28 protein-coding genes and 2 pseudogenes are annotated in these 26,037 nt (G+C 63.7%); 9 read left to right on the forward strand and 21 right to left on the reverse strand.

The window, feature by feature from the left end; translation table 11 throughout:
- Nucleotides 1-28: 28 nt before the first annotated feature.
- Genes ACCQ00_RS13075 through ACCQ00_RS13090 form a run of 4 tightly spaced genes read right to left on the reverse strand, consistent with a single transcriptional unit; the run spans nt 29 to nt 3,560 of the window.
- Entirely contained in the window at nt 29-607 is a 579-nt protein-coding gene (locus ACCQ00_RS13075) for a hypothetical protein (RefSeq protein ID WP_039575101.1), read from the reverse strand.
- A gap of 9 nt (nt 608-616) precedes the next feature.
- Nucleotides 617-2,122, reverse strand: coding sequence for a phage tail protein (locus tag ACCQ00_RS13080; RefSeq protein WP_372353948.1), 1,506 nt, complete (start codon nt 2,120-2,122; stop codon nt 617-619).
- Nucleotides 2,123-2,131: 9 nt separating this feature from the next.
- Nucleotides 2,132-2,677: a phage tail protein I gene (locus tag ACCQ00_RS13085; protein WP_039575106.1), complete on the reverse strand. Its 546-nt coding sequence runs from the start codon at nt 2,675-2,677 to the stop codon at nt 2,132-2,134.
- Nucleotides 2,670-3,560: a baseplate assembly protein gene (locus tag ACCQ00_RS13090; protein ID WP_039584071.1), complete on the reverse strand. Its 891-nt coding sequence runs from the start codon at nt 3,558-3,560 to the stop codon at nt 2,670-2,672. Before ACCQ00_RS13090 ends, ACCQ00_RS13085 begins: the two co-directional genes overlap by 8 nt.
- 191 nt (nt 3,561-3,751) lie before the next feature.
- On the opposite strand from ACCQ00_RS13090, the gene ACCQ00_RS13095 reads away from it, so the two are divergent.
- Nucleotides 3,752-4,186, forward strand: coding sequence for an RlpA-like double-psi beta-barrel domain-containing protein (locus tag ACCQ00_RS13095; protein WP_236493386.1), 435 nt, complete (start codon nt 3,752-3,754; stop codon nt 4,184-4,186).
- Nucleotides 4,187-4,207: 21 nt separating this feature from the next.
- Here ACCQ00_RS13095 and ACCQ00_RS13100 read toward each other — a convergent pair whose 3' ends face one another.
- The 5 genes from ACCQ00_RS13100 to ACCQ00_RS13120 are packed head-to-tail and all read right to left on the reverse strand — an operon-like array spanning nt 4,208 to nt 6,396.
- A complete protein-coding gene (locus ACCQ00_RS13100; protein ID WP_039575501.1) occupies nt 4,208-4,654 on the reverse strand; it encodes a phage virion morphogenesis protein in 447 nt (148 codons plus the stop codon).
- Nucleotides 4,642-5,061: a phage tail protein gene (locus tag ACCQ00_RS13105; RefSeq protein ID WP_039575505.1), complete on the reverse strand. Its 420-nt coding sequence runs from the start codon at nt 5,059-5,061 to the stop codon at nt 4,642-4,644. Before ACCQ00_RS13105 ends, ACCQ00_RS13100 begins: the two co-directional genes overlap by 13 nt.
- Nucleotides 5,058-5,546 (reverse strand): hypothetical protein, encoded by a 489-nt coding sequence (locus ACCQ00_RS13110; protein ID WP_039575507.1) that lies wholly within the window; start codon nt 5,544-5,546, stop codon nt 5,058-5,060. Before ACCQ00_RS13110 ends, ACCQ00_RS13105 begins: the two co-directional genes overlap by 4 nt.
- The gene (locus ACCQ00_RS13115) at nt 5,546-6,184 is read right to left on the reverse strand and encodes a glycoside hydrolase family 19 protein (RefSeq protein WP_039575510.1); all 639 of its coding nucleotides are present in this window, start codon (nt 6,182-6,184) and stop codon (nt 5,546-5,548) included. Before ACCQ00_RS13115 ends, ACCQ00_RS13110 begins: the two co-directional genes overlap by 1 nt.
- Complete coding sequence (locus ACCQ00_RS13120) at nt 6,184-6,396, reverse strand: phage holin family protein (RefSeq protein ID WP_257937076.1); 213 nt, start codon at nt 6,394-6,396, stop codon at nt 6,184-6,186. Before ACCQ00_RS13120 ends, ACCQ00_RS13115 begins: the two co-directional genes overlap by 1 nt.
- A 51-nt stretch (nt 6,397-6,447) precedes the next feature.
- Here ACCQ00_RS13120 and ACCQ00_RS13125 point away from each other — a divergent pair.
- Nucleotides 6,448-7,535 (forward strand): IS3-like element ISXac2 family transposase gene (locus ACCQ00_RS13125; protein WP_087944778.1). Its coding sequence is split into 2 segments (ribosomal slippage): nt 6,448-6,700 and nt 6,700-7,535, totalling 1,089 coding nucleotides; the frame shifts between segments, so codons are not numbered across the junction.
- Nucleotides 7,536-7,574: 39 nt separating this feature from the next.
- Here ACCQ00_RS13125 and ACCQ00_RS13130 read toward each other — a convergent pair.
- The 7 genes and pseudogenes from ACCQ00_RS13130 to ACCQ00_RS13160 form a co-directional block, all read right to left on the reverse strand.
- Nucleotides 7,575-7,658 (reverse strand): annotated as a pseudogene (locus ACCQ00_RS13130) (phage holin family protein); the annotation flags it as partial.
- Nucleotides 7,651-8,007: a phage holin family protein gene (locus ACCQ00_RS13135; protein ID WP_005929454.1), complete on the reverse strand. Its 357-nt coding sequence runs from the start codon at nt 8,005-8,007 to the stop codon at nt 7,651-7,653. The pseudogene ACCQ00_RS13130 and the gene ACCQ00_RS13135, both read right to left, overlap by 8 nt.
- A 4-nt stretch (nt 8,008-8,011) precedes the next feature.
- Nucleotides 8,012-8,221 carry a tail protein X gene (locus tag ACCQ00_RS13140; protein ID WP_005917735.1) on the reverse strand — a complete coding sequence of 70 codons (210 nt, stop codon included), beginning with the start codon at nt 8,219-8,221 and terminating at the stop codon, nt 8,012-8,014.
- Nucleotides 8,221-8,688, reverse strand: coding sequence for a head completion/stabilization protein (locus ACCQ00_RS13145; RefSeq protein ID WP_039575513.1), 468 nt, complete (start codon nt 8,686-8,688; stop codon nt 8,221-8,223). The genes ACCQ00_RS13140 and ACCQ00_RS13145 overlap by 1 nt, the downstream gene beginning before the upstream one ends.
- A 98-nt stretch (nt 8,689-8,786) precedes the next feature.
- Nucleotides 8,787-9,506 (reverse strand): phage terminase small subunit, encoded by a 720-nt coding sequence (gene gpM / locus ACCQ00_RS13150; RefSeq protein ID WP_039575516.1) that lies wholly within the window; start codon nt 9,504-9,506, stop codon nt 8,787-8,789.
- A 3-nt stretch (nt 9,507-9,509) separates the two neighbouring features.
- Complete coding sequence (locus ACCQ00_RS13155; RefSeq protein ID WP_039575518.1) at nt 9,510-10,529, reverse strand: phage major capsid protein, P2 family; 1,020 nt, start codon at nt 10,527-10,529, stop codon at nt 9,510-9,512.
- Nucleotides 10,530-10,575: 46 nt separating this feature from the next.
- Nucleotides 10,576-11,418 (reverse strand): GPO family capsid scaffolding protein, encoded by an 843-nt coding sequence (locus ACCQ00_RS13160; RefSeq protein ID WP_039575521.1) that lies wholly within the window; start codon nt 11,416-11,418, stop codon nt 10,576-10,578.
- A gap of 204 nt (nt 11,419-11,622) precedes the next feature.
- Between ACCQ00_RS13160 and ACCQ00_RS13165 the strand changes: the two are divergent.
- The 5 genes and pseudogenes from ACCQ00_RS13165 to ACCQ00_RS13185 all read left to right on the forward strand — a co-directional run.
- A pseudogene (locus ACCQ00_RS13165) lies at nt 11,623-12,636 on the forward strand (terminase large subunit domain-containing protein); the annotation flags it as partial.
- Nucleotides 12,637-12,715: 79 nt separating this feature from the next.
- Nucleotides 12,716-13,324: a phage terminase large subunit family protein gene (locus ACCQ00_RS13170; RefSeq protein WP_425478824.1), complete on the forward strand. Its 609-nt coding sequence runs from the start codon at nt 12,716-12,718 to the stop codon at nt 13,322-13,324.
- Nucleotides 13,324-14,337, forward strand: coding sequence for a phage portal protein (locus tag ACCQ00_RS13175; protein WP_039575524.1), 1,014 nt, complete (start codon nt 13,324-13,326; stop codon nt 14,335-14,337). Before ACCQ00_RS13170 ends, ACCQ00_RS13175 begins: the two co-directional genes overlap by 1 nt.
- Nucleotides 14,338-14,362: 25 nt before the next feature.
- Entirely contained in the window at nt 14,363-14,608 is a 246-nt protein-coding gene (locus ACCQ00_RS13180) for a Com family DNA-binding transcriptional regulator (protein WP_080950292.1), read from the forward strand.
- Complete coding sequence (locus ACCQ00_RS13185; RefSeq protein ID WP_039575527.1) at nt 14,526-15,236, forward strand: DNA-methyltransferase; 711 nt, start codon at nt 14,526-14,528, stop codon at nt 15,234-15,236. Before ACCQ00_RS13180 ends, ACCQ00_RS13185 begins: the two co-directional genes overlap by 83 nt.
- Before the next feature lie 40 nt (nt 15,237-15,276).
- Here the strand turns inward: ACCQ00_RS13185 and ACCQ00_RS13190 are convergent, their stop codons facing one another.
- The 3 genes from ACCQ00_RS13190 to ACCQ00_RS13200 all read right to left on the reverse strand — a co-directional run bounded on the left by ACCQ00_RS13190 (nt 15,277) and on the right by ACCQ00_RS13200 (nt 20,626).
- Nucleotides 15,277-15,912, reverse strand: coding sequence for a hypothetical protein (locus ACCQ00_RS13190; RefSeq protein ID WP_039588180.1), 636 nt, complete (start codon nt 15,910-15,912; stop codon nt 15,277-15,279).
- A gap of 39 nt (nt 15,913-15,951) precedes the next feature.
- Entirely contained in the window at nt 15,952-19,650 is a 3,699-nt protein-coding gene (locus ACCQ00_RS13195; protein ID WP_237384821.1) for a hypothetical protein, read from the reverse strand.
- Nucleotides 19,651-19,969: 319 nt separating this feature from the next.
- The gene (locus ACCQ00_RS13200) at nt 19,970-20,626 is read right to left on the reverse strand and encodes an imm11 family protein (RefSeq protein ID WP_039574939.1); all 657 of its coding nucleotides are present in this window, start codon (nt 20,624-20,626) and stop codon (nt 19,970-19,972) included.
- 626 nt (nt 20,627-21,252) lie between these two features.
- Between ACCQ00_RS13200 and ACCQ00_RS13205 the strand changes: the two genes are divergently transcribed.
- A protein-coding gene (locus tag ACCQ00_RS13205) for an IS3 family transposase (RefSeq protein ID WP_099770619.1) occupies nt 21,253-22,355 on the forward strand; the annotation gives its coding sequence in 2 pieces (ribosomal slippage) (nt 21,253-21,511 and nt 21,511-22,355; 1,104 coding nt in all).
- Between the two features lie 340 nt (nt 22,356-22,695).
- A protein-coding gene (locus tag ACCQ00_RS13210; RefSeq protein ID WP_503290252.1) for an IS3 family transposase occupies nt 22,696-23,783 on the forward strand; the annotation gives its coding sequence in 2 pieces (ribosomal slippage) (nt 22,696-22,948 and nt 22,948-23,783; 1,089 coding nt in all).
- 613 nt (nt 23,784-24,396) lie between these two features.
- Here the strand turns inward: ACCQ00_RS13210 and ACCQ00_RS13215 are convergent.
- A protein-coding gene (locus ACCQ00_RS13215; protein ID WP_099770609.1) for an IS3 family transposase occupies nt 24,397-25,484 on the reverse strand; the annotation gives its coding sequence in 2 pieces (ribosomal slippage) (nt 24,397-25,232 and nt 25,232-25,484; 1,089 coding nt in all).
- Nucleotides 25,485-25,605: 121 nt separating this feature from the next.
- Entirely contained in the window at nt 25,606-26,037 is a 432-nt protein-coding gene (locus ACCQ00_RS13220; RefSeq protein ID WP_046736097.1) for a type IV pilin protein, read from the reverse strand.

The raw sequence follows: 26,037 nt of genomic DNA on the forward strand, positions 1-26,037 counted from the left end.
CACGGCTGTTGCGGCGTACCGCTGGGGGCTACAGCTCAGCAGCATCCGGCGAGCGTGGCAGCACAGTCCACCTCTGCGCTGCCTCGTCCCACTGCAACGTTCCGTCGACCGTCATGGGCGGTGCAACGGTGGTCAGCTGCCCGGGTAGTTCGATGCCGGCGTCCAGTCGCGGTGCGATCGCGCCGGTGGCTTTTTCCCACACCAGCGCTGCGCTGTAATCGGGATCTGCGCGCCAGCTGGCACGTGCATCGTCCCACACGTTACGGCGGAAGTCGCCGGGAAGAAATGCGATCGGCTGCGAGGTCGTGCATCCCAGTGGCAGGGCATCGCCCAATGCCAGCGTGTTGGCGACGGGGGTGGCGGTGTCGGTGCTGTAGAGCATCACGCCCCGGTAGTCCGGAACCACCTCCCACGTTCCCTTCGCTGGCGACAGACGATGACGCTGATAAAGACCTGCAGGTGCTGCCGGTGCGGTGGACACCGTGTTGGGCGGCAGCGGGTAGCGGCCTTCCAGCTCAGAGAGATAGACGACCACCGGGCCGGTAAACTCGCCGGTGATCGGATCAAAGGCGTAGGCGGTACTGGTGCGTGGGAGCGTTGCGGTCATGGTGAGTCCTCAGTAGGCGATGCAGTAGCTCATGCGAAGGCCGGCAGGAAGGTTGTCGGTGCCGCCGGTGGCATTGACGGTGATGGCATGGTTGTGTGCGCCGGCGCCGCGTTGGTCCACGACGTGGACGTGATTGCCACCCTCGGCGATGCCGATGCCGTGGGTGTGATTGCCGGAGCCGTTCATGCCGATGTTGTGTGCATGGTTGCCCGCGCCTTCTGTCCCGAAGCTGTGGGCGTGGTTACCGCCCGCACCTGTCCAGCCATCTGAAGGCGCCGCATCGTTGTCGCGCTCGCGATAGACGCCATAGCCGTTGACCGAGCCTGACGGGATCACTCCCGGGTGCTGGTGATCACCAGAGGCACTGGTGCTGCCGCTGTGCCCGTGCCAGCCCTGCGTATCGGTCCACGCGCCATGGGCATGGTCGCCAGCCGGATTACTGCTGGCACCATGCGCGTGAATACCGGCTGCGCCGAGCGCGGTGTAGTGCGCGTGGTCTCCCACGGCTGCAGCGCTGGCGCCATGCGTATGGCTGATCACTTGCCCGGCGCTGTGGACGCCGACGAACTGTGCGGAGTTGGTATGCGTGACGGTGGTGCCTTCACGCATCAACGGGAGATTGAACGTCGTGCTGCCATCGCCTGCGCCGTAGATGGTGCCGATAGCTGCGAACAGCGCGGCATACTTAGCACGCGAGACTGCTGCGCCATCACACAGCAGCAGGCCGGCTGGCGGATAGAGCGAGGCCATGACGACGATCTGACCAGGCAGCAGGAACGATTGCGGCACGTTGAGCATGTTGCGGAAATCGCGGTACCACTCGCCCTGGCGACCATCCAGTGTGTCCGCATCCAGACCGTTGCCGTGGCCGGCGTCGCTGAGTGCAGCCGTGCGAATCCCCAGAAGGCTGCGGGCAGTCGCCGCCGTGGGGCGCGACAGCAGCTCCTTGATGAATTCGGTCGGCCCCATGGCGCCCAGGCGCTGGTCGAGCGATGCGAGCAGGTTGGCCGGCGACACCGCCCGCTCTTTGTCCAGGCCGGCGATGGCCTGGGCGTCTGTGGCCAGGCGAACCACGCCTGGCACGTCGACGGTTGCCGCAGGGTCGGTGAAGTTGGTGGCGCCGAAGGTGATCTGCGCGGTATCGACGTCGGCCAGCATCACGTCGATCGCCAGCAGCACCGAGGCGGCGCCGGACTTCTCCACCAGCAATGCGGGCTGGCCGTACGCGGCGAACAGCGTGCCGTCGGCCAGGTAGAGGCCGAACCCGTAACAGCTGTAGGCGGTGCTCGATTCGTCGCGCACCGAGACGTGAATCGTGTCCTTGGCTGTGACCGAGCCCCCGATGGTGGTCAGGCGCTTGATCTCGGCAGGTAGCGCGGTGAGGCCGGCCTGAGCCGCGAATGCGGCGCTGGTCAGACCCACCGCGGCAATGGTGACCGCGTGGGTGCCGGTTTGCTCGGCGTTGATCAGAGCCTGGCGGCCGGCGGTGGTGATCTTGAGTTTAAGTCCGGGCATTTGTGCTCTCTAGCTCGCATCGCCCTGCAGGCGCACGAAGACGGTGGCTCTGCCGCGTGCCACGACGTTGAGTCGGGCCTCGGCCTGAAATCCTTGGGTGAAGGTGAAATGCGCCCGCACGGGCTTGGTGCGCTCGACCTCGGCGATGACCTCCTCCACGAACCGGGCGCTGGCACTTTGTCCATCGGCGCCGGTCAGTGTCAGTGCGAGCTCGAAGGTGTGCGGCTGGCCACGCGGCTCTTGTTGCCACCACTCGCGGATGGCCACCGCGCCGCCGAAGGACTCGACCACCATCCGCACGCTGTTGGCGGTGCCCTTGCGGCGCTGGATCGCCATGGCGCTGCGCAGGCGCGAGCGCTTGACCGCGTCGCTCCAGTCGGCTTTCCAGTCGTCGACAGACAAGGTCCAGGCCAGCCATGGCAGATGGCCTGCGGGGCACGTGTCCGGGTTCCATAGGTCCGGATACGGCAACGGGATCGCGGCCAGGCGCTCGGTGACGGCGGCGACGGCGCGCTCCATCGGCGTGGCGTTGGGCGGGAGCGGTGAACTACTCATCGATGCCGGCGTGCACGATGTCGATCGAGATGCAGTACGCAGCCTGCGTGCGGCTGATCCGAATGTCGGCAGCCGGCGAGTCCAGCTCAACACGCTGTACGCCATCGACGAATAACTTGGCCTTGATGGCCGATTCCGGCACGTCGCGGCCGATCCGATGCGCTTCGGCGAGATAGGCCTGCAGGTTGCGCAGTGCCTCGCGCATAACCACCGCAGAGTCGGGGCCGGCGTAGGTGTAAACGCGCCCGCGAATGGCGTACAGGACGATCTGCGCGCTCTGGACAGCGACCTCGTCGGTCAAGGGGCGCACGTCAGCATTGGTGAGGACGGCGGCGACTTGGTCAAGCAGTAACTGCGGTGCGGTGCCATCGCCCTTGCGTGATTGCACGGTGACCAGTACCTGCCCAGGCGCAGGGCTGGTGGCACTGGCGTCCATGACATCGGCCGCCGCGCTGAGCGCGTGATAGATGTAGGCGCCCTCGGGGCCGGCAACGCTGAAGCCCTCCGGCGCCAGTTGGATCCGGCGGCGGAAGTCCACGTCCGACTCATAAGTCGGCGCAATGCTGTTTTCAGATTGGCCCGGATCGAGTACCAGGCGCGCTACGCCGAACAGTGCGCCGAGGTGATCAAGGTTGGTGCCGGTTGCGAAGGCCAGCATGGTCTGCTGTGCTTTGTCGTTGGCACGTTGGCGAAGCAGCAGCTCGCGAGCCGCGAATAGCTGCACGAGCTTGTAGACCGGGTCGGCTTCGGTGAGCGCGGAGAACTCCGGCATCAGCTTCTGAAATTGGGCAAGCGCCTCGCTAAAGATTGTCTCGAAGTCCAGCGACTCAATCAGGTCGGGCGCTTGGAGCCTTGACAGGTCAACCGCGGTGAAAGAAGTCATCAGATGATTGCGTCGAACGGTACGCAATGATCTCGTGCCACCTCAGGAAGTTTGCAGGCAGCGACTTGTCGGGTCTCGTTCTACAAAAAATTGATAGCTACTTTCAAATCGTAAGCGGCAACAGATCTTCGCATATTTGATGTGGCTGAAATGCGCGACCTGAGACAGTTTATGTCCGCATGGGAGTACTTATGAAACACAAAAATACGCTTGGAGCTAGCGTCTTGGCAGTAGGTCTGCTCATTTCTTCGGCCGCATTTGCAGACATTGGCTCCATTAGTTTTTATGGAAATAACGCTTCTCGTCCTGCTGACTTTGTTCAGGGTTGCAATATATCTGAAGATACAGTCAGCAGCCGAAACTACTTGGTCGTGACAGTTTCGGAGGGTCTATGGGATAACGGTGCTTCTTGTGGGAGGCGCTATCGCATGCGCTGTATTTCTACGCCAGGTAAGCATTCTTGTACTGCCAATACAATTGACGTAATTGTTGTTGGCCGTTGCCCCAATGGTAGGTGCACGGTTGGCGGGAGGGATGTAGCTATGAAAATTGCATTCATCAGATATTCGTTGCTGGTCCAAGCGAGAACAGCGCCCTGGGCAAATATTGAATTTATTCAAATATAAATAGAAAGAACTAGACGTACATTATTGTAGGTGATTCAAGAGCTGGTTTCGGATGAGGTGCCGGTCTGGCTCGGTGAGCCCCAACAGCACGCGCCGTTCGTAACGTGCCCTTGGACCTCTAGGCCGCACGCTTTCGCTTGAGCCTTCTTGGTGCACGCGTGCAATGCGTGACACGCGCCCCATAAATCCCACGCTCACCTCATTGGGGCTGGCGCTGACCTTGAGGAACTTGGCTTGCCGCAGCTTGGCAAACATCTTTTTGCGTTTGACTCTGCCGGATTTGTCGCGCAGCGGCTCCTTGCGCGGTGCGTAGGGTGTCCCGTCCGGTGCCTGTTGTCGACCGATGCGCTGGCTCTGCGATCGCCGCAGGGCGGTGCCGATCTTGCGCGCGAGCTTGCGGCGCTCACCCTCCTGCAGGCGTGCCAGCAGCGGCGCGGCCCAGGCTTCCAGTGCGGTCAGGTCATCCATGACGGGTCGATCTGCGGCTCAGGCGCATGGGTCATGTCGTAGCCGCCGCCGTCCTTCGCCGTCACGACGACGCGCTCGGTCAGCGGCAACTTGATCGACAGATCCACGGCATCGTTGGCGAGGATGTCGGCCTCGAAGGCAATCTCGCCCCGGCGCGCCGGATTGGACAGCAGCTCGGATTGACTGGCTTGCACCCATTCCAGCAACGGCAGCATCACGCTGTCGGGGTGGCCGGCGTAGTCGGTCAGGATCAGGTTGAGCGTGTACTGGTACTCGAACGACAGCCCGGGCTGGAACGTGCTGACCAGGCTGCCGGCGTCGATGAACACCAACAGCCGGTCGGCATCGCGCGCCAGGTCCGGCAATGCCGCGACCAGATGCGCGCGCAGGCTGGCGGGTTTGATCATGGCGCCGGCTCAGGCGCATGGAGGTCGACCCAGTCCTGCAGCGCACTCAGTTGCGTGGCGGTGGCGTGGCAGCTGGTGTAGTTGTCGGCGACGGTACCGGCGACGGCAGAGAGCGTAATGCCGGCGGCCGGCGCATCAGGATCTCCGGCGGGCGGCCCGGTAGGGTTGCCCGTTGCGGCGGCATCGTGCAGCCGCACAAAGCCAGAAGGGATAGTGCAATCAGCGTCGGCTTTCTGGGTGACATAGATCGGGATCTCGCGGGTGATGGTGGCGCCGGCCTCGCGCACGATCTGCACGCGGTCGACGTACTGCGTGACGACGGTGGTGGAGCCTTTGGCGCTGTCGCGTTCCGCCTCGGCCCGGCGCTTGGCCTGCAGCGCGGCATCGCGGTCTGTCTGCGCGGCGCTGACGCGCCGCTCCTGCCACACGCAGCCACCGACGAGCACTGCAATCAGCGCCAGCAGGATGATCAGGCGCGTGACCATCAGGACACGCCCAGGATCTGCAGGGCGCGCTGCGTGCGCGTGACGCGATCGCTGTGGCCCTCTGGCAAGCGCTTGGCACGCACGTTGCCCAGGTTGATCTTGCGGCCCAGGCCAAGCACATCGCCCGCATCGGCCAGCGCGTTGAGGCCGTTGTCGTGCCAGTACGCGGCCGCACCCAGGGCGCTCGGTTCGATCTGCAGCAACAGGTCGGGCTGGTCTTCGACGGGCAGGCCGATCAGCTCACCGATACGGCGGTAGTTGCCCCGGAAGGTGTGCTGCATCGGGCTACGGCCCCGGTGGCGATAGCCATCGCCGCTGGCTTCGTTACCGTTGCCCAGGCGATCTGCGTAGACGAAGTTGGCCAGGCCGACCGGATTGCGCAGGAACTTGGGCGCTTGTGCCGGCGTGATGCGTGCGCCGAAGACTTCCAGCAGCCGGGCGCTGGTGGTGTAAGTCAGGCCTTCCTCCATGCGCGACAGGCTCAGGCTTTCGTGGCCGACCTGGCCGAGCCAATGTGCGGCGCGGCGCTTGGTGGTGATGCCAAAGCGGTTGGCGGCAGCGAGCAGTGGGCCGTGCCAGCGCTGTGCGCGTTGGGCCGAGCACTGCATGATCGAGGCGAGCTGGGTATCGGTGAACATCAATCGACCTTGAGGATGCGCGCCACGTTGCCCTGGGCGCGGTAGGTAAGCACCGCCAGCACGATCAACGTGCCCAGGTGCCAGAGACTGACTTGCGAGCCGGCGCCTGCCAGCAGGATGTGCAGCGCCTGGCCGCCGGTGCTGGCGATCAGCAGCCACGCGCACCAGCCCGCGCCGCGTCGATGGCGCGCATCGGTAATCCCCCCGCCCATTAGCAGACGCCAGAAGTGGAATTTTCTCGTCCCCTTTCCCGAGGAGGTTCCATGAAGAAGTCCCGCTTTACCGACAGCCAGATCATCGCCGTGCTCAAGCAGGCCCAGGCCGGTGCGCCCGTGCCGGAGCTGTGCCGCGAGCACGGCATCAGCTCGGCCACGTTCTACAAGTGGCGCAGCAAGTTCGGCGGCATGGACGTGTCCATGGTCGCGCGCATGAAGGAGCTGGAGGAGGAGAACCGCCGGCTCAAGAAGATGTACGCCGAGGCGCAGCTCAGTACCGACCTGCTGAAGGAAGCGCTCGCAAAAAAATGGTGAGGCCATCTCAGCGACGCGAGATGGCCCAATCGGCAGTCACGAGCGGGCGTACGAACATCCGCCACGCCTGCCAGGCCTTCGCGGTGAGCGAGACCTGCTTCCGTTACCAGGCCAAGGCCAGCGAGCAGAACGCCCGGATCGCCGACTGGCTGGTCCGCCTGACGACCGCCCATCGCGACTGGGGCTTTGGCCTGTGCTACCTGTACCTGCGCAACGTGAAGGGCTTTGGCTGGAATCACAAGCGGGTCTACCGGATCTACCGCGAGCTGGAGTTGAACCTGCGGATCAAGCCGAGGAAGCGGCTGGTGCGTGAGCGGCCCGAGCCTCTGGCGGTGCCGGAGGCTATCAACCAGGTCTGGTCGATGGACTTCATGCACGACCAGTTGGCCGACGGCCGCAGCTTCCGGCTGTTCAATGTGCTCGACGACTTCAATCGCGAGGGGCTGGGGATCGAGGTGGATCTGTCGCTGCCGTCAGCCCGTGTGATCCGATCGCTGGAGCAGATCATCGAGTGGCGCGGCAAGCCCGCCGTGATCCGCTGCGACAACGGCCCTGAATACATCAGTGGCGCGTTGCTGTCCTGGGCGCAGCGGCATGGTATCCGGGTCGAGCACATCCAGCCGGGCAAGCCACAGCAGAACGCCTACGTTGAACGCTACAACCGCACCATCCGCTACGCCTGGCTCGCCCAAACCCTGTTCGACACCATCGACCAGGTGCAGGACAAAGCCACCCGCTGGCTATGGACGTACAACCACGAGCGTCCGAATATGGCGCTCGGCGGCATCACGCCTGCCATGAAGTTGGCGATGGCCGCTTAGCTCCACTTCTGGCGACCGCTAAAAGTGGGGGGATTACCCATCGACCGGGCGGTGGTAGGTAAGCAGGCGGACGCAGATGGCGAGCGAGGCCATCAACGTCAGGACGGTGACCAGGCTATGCACTGGGCGGACCTCCACGACGTAGGAAGGAAAAGTCGAAGGACTTGCTCTTTTCGATCAGGCCCAGCGTGACGGTGATGGCACACGCCGCGCTGGCGAAGGCGGCCACGCCACTGGACTTGATCGGCAACCAGCGCAGGATTTCCGGCGCCAGCTGGTAGCCGGCGATCACGCTCACCGGGAAGTAGATCAACCGCGCCAACAGCGGCTGCTTGGCGGCAGACACCACGAACAGCGCGCCGCCCGCGAAGGCGCCGATCAGCGCGTCGCCGTCGATGCCAGGCAGCACGGATGCGAGGCCCACACCGGTGGCGATCAAAAAGCCGCTCGATACGGAGGTGGGTTCGGTCATCAGATCAGTCCCATAGCTGCACAAGCGGCGTCATTGCCGCTGTGGTGGTAGTTACCTCGGGCAACTCCACTGGCGTGCCGTGCGGAAGCACGGCGCCCAGTTCGGCCAGGCCGGGATTGAGAAGGTAGGTGCGCTCGACCAGGCCGGCCGTGCTGCCCAGGTGGCGCCAGCACAGCAGGTCGACGGTGTCGCCTTGCATGGCGTGCACGCGCATCAGATGAGCTCCACCGTGCTGCGTGGTTTGTCCTGCAGATCGCGCACGGCCCAGCGTTGGTCGCGGCGTAGCTCGGTGATGCTGGGTGACAGGTCGTCGGCGCGCTGGTTCGCGCTGTCGGTGGCGTCGAAGCTGCGGTAGCGCTCTGCCACCTCGACGGCGGTGGCACACGCCACCGCGCGCAGGTACAGCTGCACGCGCCGCGAGACGCCATCGACGGTGGTGCTGGGCACATCGCTCAATGCCGCGTAGCCAGCCGCCTGTTGCGTCTGCGCCCAGGTCTGCAGCTCATCGTTGACCGCCAACATGGCGGCGACGATGGCGTGGCGCAGACGCGCATCGGTGACGGTGCCATCCAGGCGCATGCTCGCCCGCACATCGGCCGGTGCAATCGCCGGCCAGAACGGCGCGTTGGCGATTGCATCAGGCGTGGCGCCGGTGGTGCCGGTGGCAGTGAATCCGCTCATGGATGGCTCGGAAAAGATCGCCGGTGGTCGGGGCGTCACCGCAGCGATGGAGTGCTGTGGATCAGCCCCGAGCCGGCGAGGGTTGCGGGGACGCTCGGTTATGCGCTGGTGCCCGCAGGCTCAGCGCTGAACTTCTTCAGGAGGCGCTCGGCACGCTCCAGATCCTTCTTGCCGCCGCAGCTGCCGTGCAGTGCGATGGCGCGCTGCAGATCGGCCACAGCGGCGGCCACGATGGGTTGCGCCTGGTCGGCGGGCGTCTCATCGGTGATAGCTGCCAACGATGCGCGGGCGAGTGCCAGGTGCAACTTGGCGCGCACCTCATCGGGCATGTCCTGTTCGGCGGTCAGCGTGGCGGTATCGGCCAGCACGGCCGCATCGAACGCTTGGCCGGTCTTCTGCGCGGACAACGCCGCCTCGGCGACTTCCTCGGCCAGCACACAGCCGACCGTGCGAGAGAAGCGGTCGGGCATCTGCAAGCCGTGCTTGAGCACATACGCGCCCAGCTCCAGCGCGCCGGCATAGTCGCCGGCATCAATGCGCCACACCATGCACGTCATGACGACCTCGTCCTGCGCGCCCTGGCCGCCGGCCAGCACGCCGGCCAGATACGGCACATAGGTTGGCAGCAGCTGCACCTTGAGCGCTGCCTTGCCTTGGGTGGACTGGATCTGCTTCAAGCGCAGGCGATCGCTTTGCAACTGCGCCATGTGCTGCTCGTAGGCGGTGGCACCGGCCATCAGCTGGTGCGGTGCGCGCTGGGCCGCTTCCAACTCGGCGAGCACGCGGCTGTGGTGACGCTTGGCGGGACTGTCGGCCATGGCTTAAGCCTCGATCTCAATGTGCTCGACCACGCAGCCCAGGCCGTAGTCTTCGATCACGTAGGCATCGTTGGAGGACTCGTAGTTCTCGATGCGATCGCGCGCCGGCACTTCCTGGATGTAACGGCGACGGCCGCCGGTCTGGTAGTAGATCGACAGGTTCGCAAGCGAGGTGACCATCAACGCGCCGTCCGGCAGGTACGGCACCTCGGCCACCTGCAGGCCGCCGACGCGGCGCTGGCTCAAGATCAAGTCGGTGGCGATCTTCTCGCTGGCCGGCTGCTCCTTGTTGACCATCGGGAAATACTTGTCGTGCATCAGGTCGCGGCCCAGCACCACGACCAGGCTCGGGTCTTTGCGGTGCCAGGGGTCGAGCAGGTTGCTCACCACGTCGAAGACCAGCGCATCGAGGTTGCCGTAGTCAGCGCCGGCAGCTGCGCCACCGATGACCACCTTGCCGGCGGCCTTGCCGCTGGCCAACACGCGCTGCGCAGCGTTGGTACGGTACTGCTGCAGCCAGCCGACGTTGACGTCTTCCAGCAGCGGGAACGCGGCGCGATCGGTATCGGCGGCCGCATGCGTGCCGTTGAACCCGATCTGCAGGCGATCCAGTGCCTGGCGCTTGACGATGGCATCGCGCAGGCGCGCCTGGAAGTCCGGGAACTTGGCCCAAGTATCGAGCAGCGCATACGGGATGGCGGTGTCGAAGTCGGTCTTCTTGGCGACGTACTCGTTCTTGTCGAGCGCGGCCATGTTGCGCGGGGTGCGCGTCTTGCCAGCGCCGGTGTCGGTGCGGCTGGCGATGCTACCGGTGACGCCGATACCCACCTTCTGGCCGGACAACTCGTCCACCGGGATGATGTTGATCTTAGACAGGAACTCGCTCGACTCCTGCATGCGCGTTTCCAGCTTCTGCTGCACGGTCGGATCGACAGCGAACGAGTGGAACGCGGAGGTAATGCCGTTGAGCTTGGCGATCTGCTCGGCGAACTGGTTGAACTGCAGGCGGGTGGCGTTTTGCATGGTGGCTCCGAAGGATGTGGCGCTGCGGCGTGTGTGGGATGTGGGATCAGCAGTCGGTCAGCACGGCCGCGCCGCTGCCGGTGACCACCGGGCGTGCGGGCTGTGCGGGGTCGGCCTGCTGCGACAGCGACTCGCGCAGCTGCGCCAGGTCGTTTGCCAGCTGCTCATGCTTGGTCTTCTGTTCGGCGTGCTCGGCCTGCAGGCGGGTGAAGCGCTCGTCCTGGCCGCGCACGTGCTCGGCGATTTCTTCGACGCCCTGGCCGAGGTCTGCGAACTGCTCGGCGGTGATGCTGGTGGCGTCCTCGCTCTTGAGCGCGGTGCGGATCCGGCTGAGCAGGTTGGCGACCGGTCCTTCGCTGACTTCGCTAAATTCCAGCGCGGTTTCTTCGGCAACGGTGAACAGGTTGCCCGGTGACTGCTTGCGATCGGCCAGCGGATTGGCGTCCGGATTCTGGCTGGCGAAGCTGAGCATGGAGGTGCCCAGGCTGGCCGGCGAATCGGTGACGGCCAGGCCAACCAGATACGCCTTGCCGGTGTTGGCGAACTTCTCCTGCACCTCGATGCTGGTGTAGAGCTTCTGCTTGGACTTGTTGATGGTGATCAGGTCGGCGGTCGGCTCGATCTGTGCAAACAGCGCCAGACGCTTGCTGCCGTCGATCTCCACCTCTTCGGCTTTCACTGCGGTGACATCGCCATACGCACGGAACGGCGAGTCCGGTAGCAGGCTGCGCATGTGCTCGATCCAGATGCGGGCGTTGTAGGTTTCGCGGTTGTAGGTGGCGGCCATGTCGTCAATCCAGCTGCGCTGAATCGTGCGGCCATCCGTGGTGGCGCCTTCGACGGCCACGCGGAACCAGTTGGAACGGAACTTCTTGGTCTTGCCCGACATGGGTGTCCTCTGCGCTGGATGCGTTTGCGATAACCCATGGTCAAACGCAGCGCATGGCGCAGCAACGCAAGCGCCGTGTAAACGCTGCGATTACGTGTCTATGCGCTGTCGAGATTAGAAGGAGCGCTTCACTCTGGTGGCATGCAAAGCGTTGCCACCCAGCTCCCGATGGACACCCGCAGACAGGCCAAGTTCCTGTACTGGATGGGATGGCGCGTGACGGAAATTGCGCAGGCCATCGGCGAGAACGAGAAGACTGTACACAGCTGGAAGTCGCGTGACGAGTGGGATCGCGCAGATAACGTTGAGCGCATCGGTGGCGCGCTCGAAGCGCGGCTGGTTGTGTTGATCATGAAGCCGGAAAAGTCAGGCGGCGACTTCAAGGAAATCGATCTACTGCATCGGCAGCTGGAGCGCCAGGCGCGCATCCAGCGCTACCAGGGCGGCGGCAATGAAGCCGACTTGAATCCGGCTGTCGCCAATCGCAATGCCGCACCGAAGAAGAAACCCAAGCGCAACGACTTCACTGAGGAACAGATCGAGCAGCTGACCACCGCGTTCGTCGACGGCTGCTTCGACTATCAGCGCGACTGGTACCGGGCAGGCAACGAGCGCACCCGCATCATCCTGAAGTCGCGCCAGATCGGCGCGACGTACTACTTTGCCCGCGAGGCGCTGATTGACGCGCTCACCACCGGGCGTAATCAGATCTTCCTCAGTGCCTCCAAGGCGCAGGCGCACCTGTTCCGTGGCTACATGCAGCAGTTCGTGCGCGAGACGATCGATGAGACGCTGTCCGGCGGCGACACCATCGTGTTTCCCAACGGCGCCGAGCTGTTCTTCCTGGGCACCAATGCGCGCACCGCACAGGGCTACCACGGCAATTTCTACTTCGACGAATTCTTCTGGACCTACGGGTTCAACGAGTTAAACAAGGTCGCCAGCGGCATGGCGATGCACAAGAAGTGGCGCAAGACCTACTTCAGCACGCCATCGAGCATGGCGCACGAGGCCTACACGTTCTGGACCGGCGAGCGCCGCAACAAGGGCAAGCCGGCCGCGCAGCGGATCCAGATCGATGTTTCGCATGACGCGCTGGCCGGCGGGCGCCGCTGCCAGGACCGTGCATGGCGGCAGATCGTCAACATCCTCGACGCCCATCGCCGTGGCTGCGACCTGTTCGACATCGACGAGCTGCGCGAGGAATACAGCCCGGACGCGTTCGCCAACCTGTTGATGTGCGACTTCGTTGACGACGGCGCTAGCATCTTTCCCGCTGGCGATGCTGCAACCGTGCATGGTCGACAGCTGGGTCGAGTGGGGCCAGGACTACAAACCGTTTGCGGCGCGCCCCTACGGCGATCGCGCGGTGTGGATCGGCTACGACCCGGCCGAGACCGGCGACACCGCCGGCCTGGTCGTGCTGGCGCCACCGCAGCAGCCCGGCGGCAAGTTCCGGCTGCTCGAGCGCATCCAGTTCCGGGGCATGGACTTTGCCAAGCAGGCGGCCGAGATCGAGCGCATCACGCGCCGGTACTGGGTGACCTACATCGGCATCGACACCACGGGCATGGGCAGCGGCGTGGCGCAGCTGGTGAAGCAGTTCTTCCCGAATCTGGTCACCTTCAGCTACTCGCCCGAGGTCAAGACCCGCCTGGTGCTCAAGGCGTTCGACGTAATCCACAACGGCCGGCTGGAGTTCGACGCCGGCTGGACCGACGTGGCGCAGTCGTTGATGGCCATCCGCAAGACGATGACGGCCAGCGGCCGGCAATCCACCTTCACCGCTGGCCGCTCCGAAGAGACCGGCCACGCGGACCTTGCGTGGGCACTGTTCCACGCGCTGCAGAACGAACCGCTGGAAGGGCGCACCGCGCGCAATTCCGGCTTCATGGAGATCTCTTGATGTTGACCGATCAGCTGCCCGCCACCGCGCCTGCAGCGTCCACGCGTGCCGAGGCCTTCACCTTTGGCGACCCGACGCCGGTGCTCGATGGGCGCGGCGTGCTGGACTATCTGGAGTGCTGGCAGAACGGGCGCTGGTACGAACCGCCTGTGGCGCTGGACGGCCTGTCCAAGACCACCCGCAGCAATCCGTTCCTGCAGTCAGGGCTGATCTTCAAGCGCAACATGCTGGCGCGCACCTTCAAGCCGCATCGGCTGCTGACGCGTGAGGCCTTCGAGCAGCTGTCGCTGGACTGGATCACTTTGGGCAACGGCTACCTCGAGCGCCGCCGCAACCGCATGGGCGGTGCGCTGTCGCTGACTGCACCGCTGTCCAAGTACATGCGGCGCGGCATCACCGAGGGCGAGTACTTCCAAGTGCGCACCTGGCACGACGAACATGTGTTCGAGCCGGGTAGCGTGTTCCAGCTGCGCGAAGCCGATGTCGATCAAGAACTCTACGGTCTGCCTGAGTGGATGTCGGCGATGCAATCGGCGCTGCTCAACGAGTCGGCCACGCTGTTCCGCCGCAAGTACTACAACAATGGCTCGCACGCCGGTTTCATCCTGTACCTGACCGACCCGCAGCAGAGCCAGGAAGACGTCGATGCGCTGCGCAACGCCATGAAGGGTGCCAAGGGGCCGGGCAACTTCCGCAACCTGTTCCTGTACTCGCCGGGCGGCAACAAGGACGGGCTGAAGCTGATCCCGGTCAGCGAGGTGGCGGCCAAGGACGAGTTCAGCGGCATCAAGGGCATCACCCGCGACGACATGCTGGCTGCGCTGCGGATCCCACCGCAGCTCATGGGAATCGTGCCGCAGAACGCCGGCGGTTTTGGCTCGATCCGTGAGGCCGCTGCCGTGTGGGCCGCCAACGAGCTGGAGCCGCTGCAGGCGCGCATGTTGAAGATCAACGACTGGGTGGGCGATGAGGTCATCGCCTTCACCCCCTACGCGCCGCCAGCGGCCGCGTAATCCTTTCCCACCGCAAGACCACGCAATGCTCAAGAACCTCCGTTGTGGCGAATGCGCCCGCTTGTTATGCAAGGCCGGCGCCTTCGATGAAATCCAGATCAAGTGCCCGCGTTGCGGCACGCTCAATCACCTGAAGGCCGAGAGCCTCACCTCCGATCGCCGCGAGCGAATCCAAGAAGGCTCTCATCATGAAAAATCAGCTCCTGCAGGGCGACGCCCTGACCATCCTGCCCACGCTCGAAGCCAATTCGTTCGACGCGTTGATCACTGATCCGCCGTATGCCAGTGGCGGGCTGCACGCTGCCGCGCGGGCTAAGCCTCCCTCGGCAAAATACGTCCAAGGCGGTGGCGCGCAACTACATGCCGACTTCGTTGGTGACGAGCGCGACCAACGCTCGCACCTGAAGTGGATGCACCTGTGGTTGTCCGAGTGCGCGCGCGTGCTCAAGGACGGCGCCCCGGTGCTGCTGTTCACCGACTGGCGTCAGCTGCCGCTGACCACCGACGCGCTGCAGATCGCCGGCTTCACCTGGCGCGGCATCACTGTCTGGGACAAGACCGAAGGCGTGCGGCCGCAGCTGGGCCGCTTCCGCAACCAGGCCGAATACATCGTCTGGGGCAGCAAGGGCAACATGCCGCTGGATCGCCGGGCGCCTGTGCTGCCGGGCGTGATCCGTGAGTCGGTGCGCAGGGCGGACAAGCATCACCTGACCGGCAAGCCCACCGAATTGATGCGGCAGCTGGTGCGTATCTGTGAGGCTGGCGGGCGCGTGCTCGACCCGTTCGCAGGATCTGGTACTACGCTGGTCGCTGCGCAACTGGAGGGCTTCGAGGCGGTCGGCATCGAAATGACCGACCAGTACGCTGCCGTGACACGGGATCGACTGACGGTGTTGTAACGCCCCGGCATGAGCCGCCCTGCTGGTGGCGGCTCTGTCTTTACCGCGTAGAAGATGGACGCAATGCGATCACGCGATATTGCCCCTGATCGCCGTAACGCTTCGCCTTCTTCTCGAAAACGGCGCAGAGCCTGTCTGCGCCGCACTGCACCAGGTCGGCGCGGGCGACGCGATCCAGATACGCTATCTCGGCACGACGCTGTGCGGCTTCGGCTAACCCGGACTGTGCGGCCTTGATCGCGTAGGCGGCGACACCCACGCACAGAAGCGCCCCGATGACGATCACGCTCAGGCCGATCCACATGCGACGCGTGACCATCGCTTCTAGGGATTGCTGTGCTTGCGCATAACGATGGGTTGCATGCTCAAGCTTCTGGTCTGCATCGACCATCTTCTTGTTGAACCGTGTGACTGCCGGTTCCAGCGATTGCGTCAACGCCTGGTTGCTCAATTGCGTCAGCCGGGGCAGTGCATCCTGCACGACCTGATTGACGCGTTGGTCGGCGCGGTTGGCCGCTTGCTGCAGCAGCTGCAGTTGCTGGCGCACCAGATCTTCCAGGGCCTGCTCTCGCCGCTGCAGCTGACCGATCAGTGCCGCCATCGCCTGGATCGAGTCCCGCATTGCGTCTTGCGCATCGTCGCTGTGTCGCATCGGTGAGGTGTTCTGCATATCCATGGTCGCCTCTTGAGAATTCAACTTGCCGCACGGGCTGCGTTAACCACCGCCGCCGCCTCCACCGCCTCCACCGCCCCCACCGCCGCCTCCACCGCCTCCACCGCCACCGCCCCCATCTCCACCAGGAGCTCCACCTGGCGGGCCGCCTGCAGGCCCGTGCGCGAACTGGGGCAGCGTCATCACCATCACAGGGCCTCGACTGGTTTGTGCCTCGGCCGGGACGGCCAGTCCCAAGGCCTGTTGCGCGGCCGCTTGTTCCTCTGCCTGCTGCAACGCCTGGGCGTCCAGATGCGCATGGCCTTGCTCCGCGAGGGCAGCGCTGTGCGCACTGTTGGCGACCCGCTTCAATGCCTGCTCGATGGCCAGATCATTCTTGCTGTCGATCGCGTAGAGCAGATCATCCACATCTGGATCGCCGGTAATGGTCTTGCGGATAGGTTGCGGACGATCGTCATCTTGCTCGCCAGCAGAGTGCGCGCCGGCCTGGCGTCCCTGTGCAGCGTCTTCGACCCTGGAGGGTGGCTTTCGCAGCGCGGAAGGGCCGTCCGGGTCGTAGCCTTCACGCAGTTCCAGATCCGTATACGGCTGTTGGCCACGCTCGACGCGTGCTTGCCGGGCTTGCGCAATGCGATCTTCCGTTTCCAGCTCCTGCTCGAGTCGGATGCGCATCTCGCGCATGGATCGCGCAATTTCTGCCCACGAGTCAGGGTCCGGCACAGCTGCGGCAGACGGCGCCTGCTCTTGCGATTGCGCCACGGAGGGCGACTGGTGCGCATCGGCGTCGTCCTCGGGCGTGCCGGTGGAGCGGTCTATGGTCGGCGCCGCCAGCGAGGACGCCGCCGCGTGCGTGAGGTGAGGGGGCACTGGCAATGCGGCAGCGGTATCGCTCTCCGGCGGCGTCGAGTGCTGCAGTGCTTCCGCTGGGTGCCCGCCACGCTGCGCAGCCAGCGATTGCTCGGGCGGCAGGTTTGGCACTTGCACCGTATGCGCGTGTCCCAACGCGTCGAGCTGCTGCTCCACCTTCGACGTGGGCGGGTGGCGCGTTGCTTGCAGATCCGCAGCGTGCTGTGGGTCTTCCGGCGCGGCGGGCGTGATCGCAGCGCTTTGCACTGTCACGTGCTGGGTATCGTCGGCGCGCGACTCTTGCGCGTGCTGGTTCTGCGTTTGCTGCTCCGCTCTGTCGAACGCAGGGGATTGCGCACGTTCCGCGTGTGGCTCCGGGGCATGCTGGGCGACACTGTCCTGGCTGGGCCGATGTTCGGGGGCGTGTTGCTGTGTGCTTTGTGCATGGAGCTGCGGCGGCTCGCGTGACGCGGTTCCCGGTAGCGGCTCCTGCTCACGCTGTAGCGCTTCTTGGGCGTGGAGCGGCGGCTGCGCTTGATGCCTCGTTTCCTGTGCCTGACTGCGTTCTGCCTGGTGCTGCTCGGCATCCTGGGCTTGACGTGTTTCCTGCTCCCGCTGCTGCGTCTGCTGGGCTTGCTGCTGCGCCTGTTCTTGCTGCTGGGTGTCGTGTGCCTGGCGCTGCGATTGCTCGCGCTGGGCGTCCAACACCTGTCGCTCTTGCTGCTCCTCGTGCTGCAACGCCTGCCGACCAAGCTCCAACGCAGCATGCGCCTGCATCGCCGCAGCGGCGTTCGCCCGATCCGCATGGGCTGTCTGCTCCTGCAGCGCGTGTGCGCGCGCCTGCGCTTGCTGCTGGTCTTGCGCTTGGCGTTCCTGCTGATCGCGTTCTTGACGTGCCTGTGCGGCGCTGGCTGCCTGCATACGCACCTGCATATCCATCACCAGCTGCGGTTTGGCGGATGCGTTGGAGCTAGACGTGTCGCTCTCTGCCGATCCATCGGATGCGCGTGACATGGAGGCCAGTTGCGGTGCCGGTGAGGCGGGCTGCTGCCGCGCCTGTACCTCCTGCAGCGCCTGCCGGATGTCCTCGGTGCTGGTGACTGCGGCAATGCGCTCCACGCCATCGGCACCACGCTGGAGATGGGCGATGGGACTGTCCGCGCCAAACGTGCCGCCTGGGCCGCGCTGCAACTGCATCGCACCATCGCCAACCAGTCCCTCTGCTGCGCGCGTGCGCTGCGTCGCCAGTTCGATCGCCTCGCGCCACTCCGGCTTCAATTCGGTGCCAAGGATGCGATAGCGGTAGAGCGTTTCCTCGCGTTGCTGATCCTGAGGCGACGGCGGCGCCTGCTGGATGGCGGCGATCATCTGGGCCTGCTCGGCCAGCGCCGGCTGCAGCAGTGCGCGCGTGGTCTCCAGTTCCAGCACGCGATTGGCGTCTGGCGGGGCACCGTGGCCGGTCCACTGACCTTCGATGTCGCGGTAGTAGCGCTGGCCGTTCGAGGCAGTCAACGCATCCGGATCCGGCAGCGCCTGCTGCACGGCCGGCGACATCGGCAGGCCATCGGCGGCCCAGCCGCTGCGGTGGTAAGCGAGTTCGTAGCGCGCGGCAATGGCGCCGGGGCTGTTGGCGATGTTGCGGGCGATGACTTCCTGAGCTTGTGCGTCCAGTTCCGCCGCGCGTGCTGGCGTGGCGGTGTCCTGCACATAGCTGCCGCGATCGTTGGCGCCGGTGATCTCGGTCTTGACCAGCCGATGCCACTGGCCGTCCGACGCATCGCGCTGCCAGTCGGCAGTGCTCAGGCTGGGGCGGTCAGTGGCACTGGCTGGCTGGCGATACGGATCCTGTGGAGCGGGCGCATCCCTCAGCGCCAATGCCGCAGCGGCATTGGTGGCCTGGTAATTGAGTTCGCGGGCTTTCTCGTAACTGGCGACGATGGGCGTCGCGGTTGGGTTGTACGTCCCGTCGTTGGTGGTGTCGGCCTTGCCATCGCGCGACCATGCCGTTCCGTTGAATGACCAGTGCACCCCGTCATGGTCGGTCTGGTTGTAGATGGCGCGATTGTCGAGCAGCTCGGCCGCTTTTTCGCCGGCCTTGGTCATCACGTAGGCATCGGCAGCGATCAGCACCATCGGTCCCGCACCGGAGCTACCCAGTGCATAGGCCGCCGCACTGCCGCCGGCCCAGCCACCGACGTTACGCCCGGCAAAATGCGCCAGCTCCGATTGGGCGGCCAGCGGGTTGTCCTGGCCGAGCAGCTGCGTGGCGCGTTGGCCGGTCCTCACCGTGTCGGCAGCGGTGGCGAGCAGGCCGGCAGTACGAAATGCCTGGCCTGCAGATAGGTCGCCTGCGAGTAGCTCGGCTGTCGTGAAGCCGCGTTGCGAGAGCGGTGTGTACACCGGTGCGGCGCCCGCGCCTTGGCGAATGCTGCGTGCAGTACCGCCGATGGTTGTCGGCGTGTCATCCAGTACCTGCTGCACCAAGGTCGCGTTGGACTCGGATAACGTCACGCGCCCGGCATCTTCGGCATGCGCGATGGCCATGCGAAATTCCTCGCGGCCGGCGATCTCGCGGATGACAGCATCGCGTTCATCAGGGACAGCGACCAGATTTTGGCCGGTCGTGCGAGCTGCGTCGATCACCGTTGCGATCCGCTGCTCGGTGCGGGTGATGGCGAACCATTCGGATTCGACATTGCTCATTGAGCGCAGCGTCTTGAGCTGGTCGGCATGGGTCGTGCGGTATTGCTCGTACTCGGAGAGCGTCCTGCGGTTCTGCGCGTTGGTCTCGGCCTTGGTCAAGCGATCCGGGGTCGTTGCGAACATGTCCCCATTGCTCAGGGCGACTTTGAGGGTGTCTTGCAGGTCGTGGACTTGCGCGGCGAAGAGCTTCAATGCAGCAGCGTCGTTGCGTATGGCAGCGCGGCCGTTTTGGGATTTGCTGAGATTGTCAAGATGATCAACGATTGCATCCGTATATGACCTGCGGGTGCGTCCTCGGTGTGGCGAAGTTTCGACTTCGTCAGCCAGCTTGCCGTCTACCGGAAGATACAGGCGATTTGTCGATACATCTTTGTCGATCAATCCATGCTCGACCAATTTATTAAGAAGCCGACTTCTGAGAAAAGTACTATTTTCAATGACGTGGTGACTTTGAAGGATGACGTTACCGGAGGGCATCTGCTTTTACTCCAAAATCCATGCAGAGAAATCTCTATCCGTAATTTGCAGCGTCGATTAGCCGAACCCCACGCTTCTTGGGTGATTCGCCGAATCCATGGGAAATCAGGGTGTCGCGCAAGAATCGATCGCAGAAGGCATCTGCCGTATAAGGTGTTCGGAACACATGCGCTGCCCCGACCACATCTTTGTTGAAAGCCAACTTGCCCCCCCCCACAAGGCTGTAGTACTTGCCATTTGGATATCCGGTCAGCACCTTGACGGTAGATGCTTCCTCGTCGATGGCGTCGATAATCCGCACCACCTCGCAAAGATAGTGCGGTGCTGCGGGCGTACCGTCTTCCAGTCGGAAGTCACAGAGCGCGAAGGCAAAGCCTTCTGGGTCAGCAGCTTCAAGGACCTGCTTCAGCGGCTCGGAGACCAGCCAGTAGTCCGTCAAACCACTCTCAAGATCATCGGGCATATCACCAATGCGGCTGTCGTAGCGCAGGCGCGGGGTCTCCTTCAATGCGGCTAGTCCCGCGTCCTCCCCCGGCAGGCTGTCAGCAATGGAAAATGGCACCGCATCTGGGTTCTCTAGCTTCAAACCAGGGCCGCGACCGCCCCCCCCGATATCGGACCTGAGGATGTAGAACGCGCCTTTCTGAGGTGCGTTGTCATGTGTTGCGCGGGCTTCTTTTGCTTCGTTCATAGGTGCTTTCTCTCAACAATCCAGCATGCGTCGGACAGGTTCCCACAAGTGAGTCGCTTCGCTGCCTCTCCATCAGATGCCCACCTCTGCGCTTGACCGCCCGTGATGGAGGCGGGGCCGGCGGCGGATGTTGGGCATGTCGTAGCCCCTGTTGGAACCGGATGCGGCCTCCTATGTTGCCCGTCTTCAACGACCGACGCAGTAGGAAAACCCCGACGCCCACGGACAGCGCTGGCCCTGGCGCGCGCAATCGTCGCCCCGCCACGCCTGCGGTCTTCACGCATGGCTTTCGCTGCACCCCCGCAGGGCATGACTAGGCCGCGCTGCTGCTACCGATCCGTGGGATCCAAGGGGGCCTTTCTTCCCTGCAGATCCCTGCGCGCCTGGGGTGCTCTGCGGTCGGGGCGTGGCTTCGTTCCGTGGCTAGGCCTCTTGATGCGTTTCGGCAAATGACCATCGGAACCGGGTAATCGGTAATCCGGGGCTTAGAACCAGGTCTAAGCGATTGATTACAATTGGATATTCGGGATTACCTTTTGGGGTGATTTGGGGTAATCGCGACGTCCCCCCGATTTTGAGTAGCACCGCAGTTTGGAGTCCAATTCCCTACCCCGAGGAGATTGGACGTGAAGAAGCGCTTTTCCGAAGAACAGATCATTGGCTTCCTGCGCGAAGCCGAAGCGGGCGTGGCGATCAAGGACCTGTGCCGGCGCCATGGCTTCAGCGAGGCCTCTTACTACCTGTGGCGCAGCAAGTTCGGCGGGATGAGCGTGCCCGATGCCAAGCGGCTCAAAGACCTTGAAACGGAGAACGCGCGGCTGAAGAAGTTGCTGGCCGAGCAGCTGTTTGAGAACGATCTGATCAAGGATGCGCTGCGAAAAAAGTGGTGAGCGCGCCGGCGCGTCGTGCGCTGGTGCGCGAGTGGATGGGGTGCGGTGCCAGCGAGCGCCGCGCCTTGGCAGCGATCGGCATGAGCGCCAGCGCGCTGCGCTACTGCCCACGCGAAGATCGCAACGTTGAGCTGCGCGAGCGCATCGGTGCGTTGGCGCATCGCCATCGCCGTTATGGCGTGGGCATGATCTATCTCAAACTGCGACAGGAAGGCCGCATCGTGAACTACAAGCGTGTGGAGCGGTTGTACCGCGAGCAGCAGCTGCAAGTCCGCCGCCGCAAGCGCAAGAAAGTCCCGGTAGGCGAGCGTCAGCCGCTGCTGCGGCCATCGCAGGCCAACCAGGTATGGTCGATGGACTTCGTGTTCGACCGCACTGCCGACGGTCGGGTGATCAAGTGTCTGGTGATCGTGGACGACGCCACGCACGAAGCGGTCGCCATCGAGGTGGAGCGCGCAATAGCGGGCCATGGCGTGACGCGTGTGCTGAATCGGCTCGCCATCCGCCGCGGCTTGCCGCAGGTGATCCGCACGGACAACGGCAAGGAGTTTTGCGGCAAGGCGATGGTGGCCTGGGCGCATGCGCGTGGCGTGCAGTTGCGACTCATCCAACCCGGCAAGCCGAATCAGAACGCCTACGTTGAATCGTTTAACGGCCGCCTGCGCGACGAATGCCTCAACGAACACTGGTTCCCGACACTGCTGCATGCACGCACCGAGATCGAGCGCTGGCGCCGCGAATACAACGAGGAGCGACCCAAGAAAGCAATTGGCGGCATGACGCCCTCCGCGTATGCCCAACAGTTGGCCAACGCCGCTATCATCAACCCCGGACTCTAAACCTGGCCGCTACTCAGGGCGGGGGGACGTCGATCGAGCCACCGTGGAAAAGTTATGTGATTGAAATTTAAGGGTATTTTTTTGGGGGTCGATTACCTTTCCAAAAGGTAATCCCATTACCTCTCAATTACCCTTTAATTACCTTTGATATTATTCAATAAGTTATTGATAAATATGGAGATATTCGCCTGTTCTGGGGGTGATTACCTAAATTACCTCTTTCCGTTGGTCATCTGAAAAATTGAGATTGGGGCGCGCTAGAGTGGGCCGCGGTAATCCCCCCGCCCATTAGCAGACGCCAGAAGTGGAATTTTCTCGTCCCCTTTCCCGAGGAGGTTCCATGAAGAAGTCCCGCTTTACCGACAGCCAGATCATCGCCGTGCTCAAGCAGGCCCAGGCCGGTGCGCCCGTGCCGGAGCTGTGCCGCGAGCACGGCATCAGCTCGGCCACGTTCTACAAGTGGCGCAGCAAGTTCGGCGGCATGGACGTGTCCATGGTCGCGCGCATGAAGGAGCTGGAGGAGGAGAACCGCCGGCTCAAGAAGATGTACGCCGAGGCGCAGCTCAGTACCGACCTGCTGAAGGAAGCGCTCGCAAAAAAATGGTGAGGCCATCTCAGCGACGCGAGATGGCCCAATCGGCAGTCACGAGCGGGCGTACGAACATCCGCCACGCCTGCCAGGCCTTCGCGGTGAGCGAGACCTGCTTCCGCTACCAGGCCAAGGCCAGCGAGCAGAACGCCCGGATCGCCGACTGGCTGGTCCGCCTGACGACCGCCCATCGCGACTGGGGCTTTGGCCTGTGCTACCTGTACCTGCGCAACGTGAAGGGCTTTGGCTGGAATCACAAGCGGGTCTACCGGATCTACCGCGAGCTGGAGTTGAACCTGCGGATCAAGCCGAGGAAGCGGCTGGTGCGTGAGCGGCCCGAGCCTCTGGCGGTGCCGGAGGCTATCAACCAGGTCTGGTCGATGGACTTCATGCACGACCAGTTGGCCGACGGCCTCAGCTTCCGGCTGTTCAATGTGCTCGACGACTTCAATCGCGAGGGGCTGGGGATCGAGGTGGATCTGTCGCTGCCGTCAGCCCGTGTGATCCGATCGCTGGAGCAGATCATCGAGTGGCGCGGCAAGCCCGCCGTGATCCGCTGCGACAACGGCCCTGAATACATCAGTGGCGCGTTGCTGTCCTGGGCGCAGCGGCATGGCATCCGGGTCGAGCACATCCAGCCGGGCAAGCCACAGCAGAACGCCTACGTTGAACGCTACAACCGCACCATCCGCTACGCCTGGCTCGCCCAAACCCTGTTCGACACCATCGACCAGGTGCAGGACAAAGCCACCCGCTGGCTATGGACGTACAACCACGAGCGTCCGAATATGGCGCTCGGCGGCATCACGCCTGCCATGAAGTTGGCGATGGCCGCTTAGCTCCACTTCTGGCGACCGCTAGAAGTGGGGGGATTACCGTCGGCTTGCTTGAGCGTCACGACGATCTGCGTCTCTGATGTGCGCATGAAACCTCATGGCTGAGGAAACGATGCCAGAGACATCTACTTATGCGGTGCTTGTCAAGCGGGAAAGATTGCGAGGTAGCCGGCACATGGCGCGACGTTGCAGGTCGAGTTTCAGTGCGGTGTAGACTCGCCAGGCAAGTGCCTTGCCCAACCCTGCGGCCGCAATGCCCACTCCAGCAGTCGGGCGAAACCTGTCCGAATGTCTTCAGGTGCGCCCGGATTGCAGCTATGAGTGGGCTCATCGTCACGCTGGCACGGGCAGTAATGCCGTGTAGATCGGACTAGTGAAACACCCGATCAGCTCGATGGTCACTGAGGCCGTCAAGCGGTTTGCATGGCCAGACTTATTGCAGTCAACGAGTCTGGCTCGATCTTTCGCGACAGGAGGTCCTTGAGCGCGTGATGATTAAGGCTAGCTCAGCATACATGCGCCTCCTCCGGGGTAGCTCGGCTTCCACGTCCTTCAGATGCCGCCACGTGTGGCACTCCGGTAATCCCCCCACTTCTAGCGGTCGCCAGAAGTGGAGCTAAGCGGCCATCGCCAACTTCATGGCAGGCGTGATGCCGCCGAGCGCCATATTCGGACGCTCGTGGTTGTACGTCCATAGCCAGCGGGTGGCTTTGTCCTGCACCTGGTCGATGGTGTCGAACAGGGTTTGGGCGAGCCAGGCGTAGCGGATGGTGCGGTTGTAGCGTTCAACGTAGGCGTTCTGCTGTGGCTTGCCCGGCTGGATGTGCTCGACCCGGATGCCATGCCGCTGCGCCCAGGACAGCAACGCGCCACTGATGTATTCAGGGCCGTTGTCGCAGCGGATCACGGCGGGCTTGCCGCGCCACTCGATGATCTGCTCCAGCGATCGGATCACCCGGGCTGACGGCAGCGACAGGTCGACCTCGATCCCCAGCCCCTCGCGATTGAAGTCGTCGAGCACATTGAACAGCCGGAAGCTGCGGCCGTCGGCCAACTGGTCGTGCATGAAGTCCATCGACCAGACCTGGTTGATAGCCTCCGGCACCGCCAGAGGCTCGGGCCGCTCACGCACCAGCCGCTTCCTCGGCTTGATCCGCAGGTTCAACTCCAGCTCGCGGTAGATCCGGTAGACCCGCTTGTGATTCCAGCCAAAGCCCTTCACGTTGCGCAGGTACAGGTAGCACAGGCCAAAGCCCCAGTCGCGATGGGCGGTCGTCAGGCGGATCAGCCAGTCGGCGATCCGGGCGTTCTGCTCGCTGGCCTTGGCCTGGTAACGGAAGCAGGTCTCGCTCACCGCGAAGGCCTGGCAGGCGTGGCGGATGTTCGTACGCCCGCTCGTGACTGCCGATTGGGCCATCTCGCGTCGCTGAGATGGCCTCACCATTTTTTTGCGAGCGCTTCCTTCAGCAGGTCGGTACTGAGCTGCGCCTCGGCGTACATCTTCTTGAGCCGGCGGTTCTCCTCCTCCAGCTCCTTCATGCGCGCGACCATGGACACGTCCATGCCGCCGAACTTGCTGCGCCACTTGTAGAACGTGGCCGAGCTGATGCCGTGCTCGCGGCACAGCTCCGGCACGGGCGCACCGGCCTGGGCCTGCTTGAGCACGGCGATGATCTGGCTGTCGGTAAAGCGGGACTTCTTCATGGAACCTCCTCGAGAAAGGATACGAGAAAATTCCACTTCTGGCGTCTGCTAATGGGCGGGGGGATTACCCTCCCATGCGTGCGTGTCTCCCCGCACTATCGAGAGACGAAAACGCGCGCAATCACCAACAATCGCTGACAGACGTAGCAGTACCACTTTCTCGGCGCTCGCCTGATTGTAGAATCGAGAGAGCGGCACACTTTGTATCGGCTCTTGCCTGCTGGTTAATTGGCGTGGCAGTGATGGTGTAGCTCCTTCCATCTGCTGAAGGTGCAAGCGCTACCGTATAACTGTTTGCGCCCCCTGAATCACACTGCGGCAGCGCTGGCGGAGTACTAGCGTTGTTGTATGACATGTAAGTGGTGTAGTAACGCTCCATATACTGTGCGCCGCTCTGTAGACAACTCGTCGCCGCTGAGCGTTTGGCACGCACCACTGCGGCCTGGTAGTTGTACATCGCGATACCAGCTAGGACCGCAATGACAGCAACTACGATCATCAGCTCGATCAAGGTAAAGCCTGCAGACATACGGCGTTGACCAACTGCTTTCAT

Origin of the sequence: Xanthomonas sp. NCPPB 3761 (assembly GCF_041475705.2) — a bacterium.
Classification (GTDB): Bacteria; Pseudomonadota; Gammaproteobacteria; order Xanthomonadales; family Xanthomonadaceae; genus Xanthomonas; species Xanthomonas phaseoli.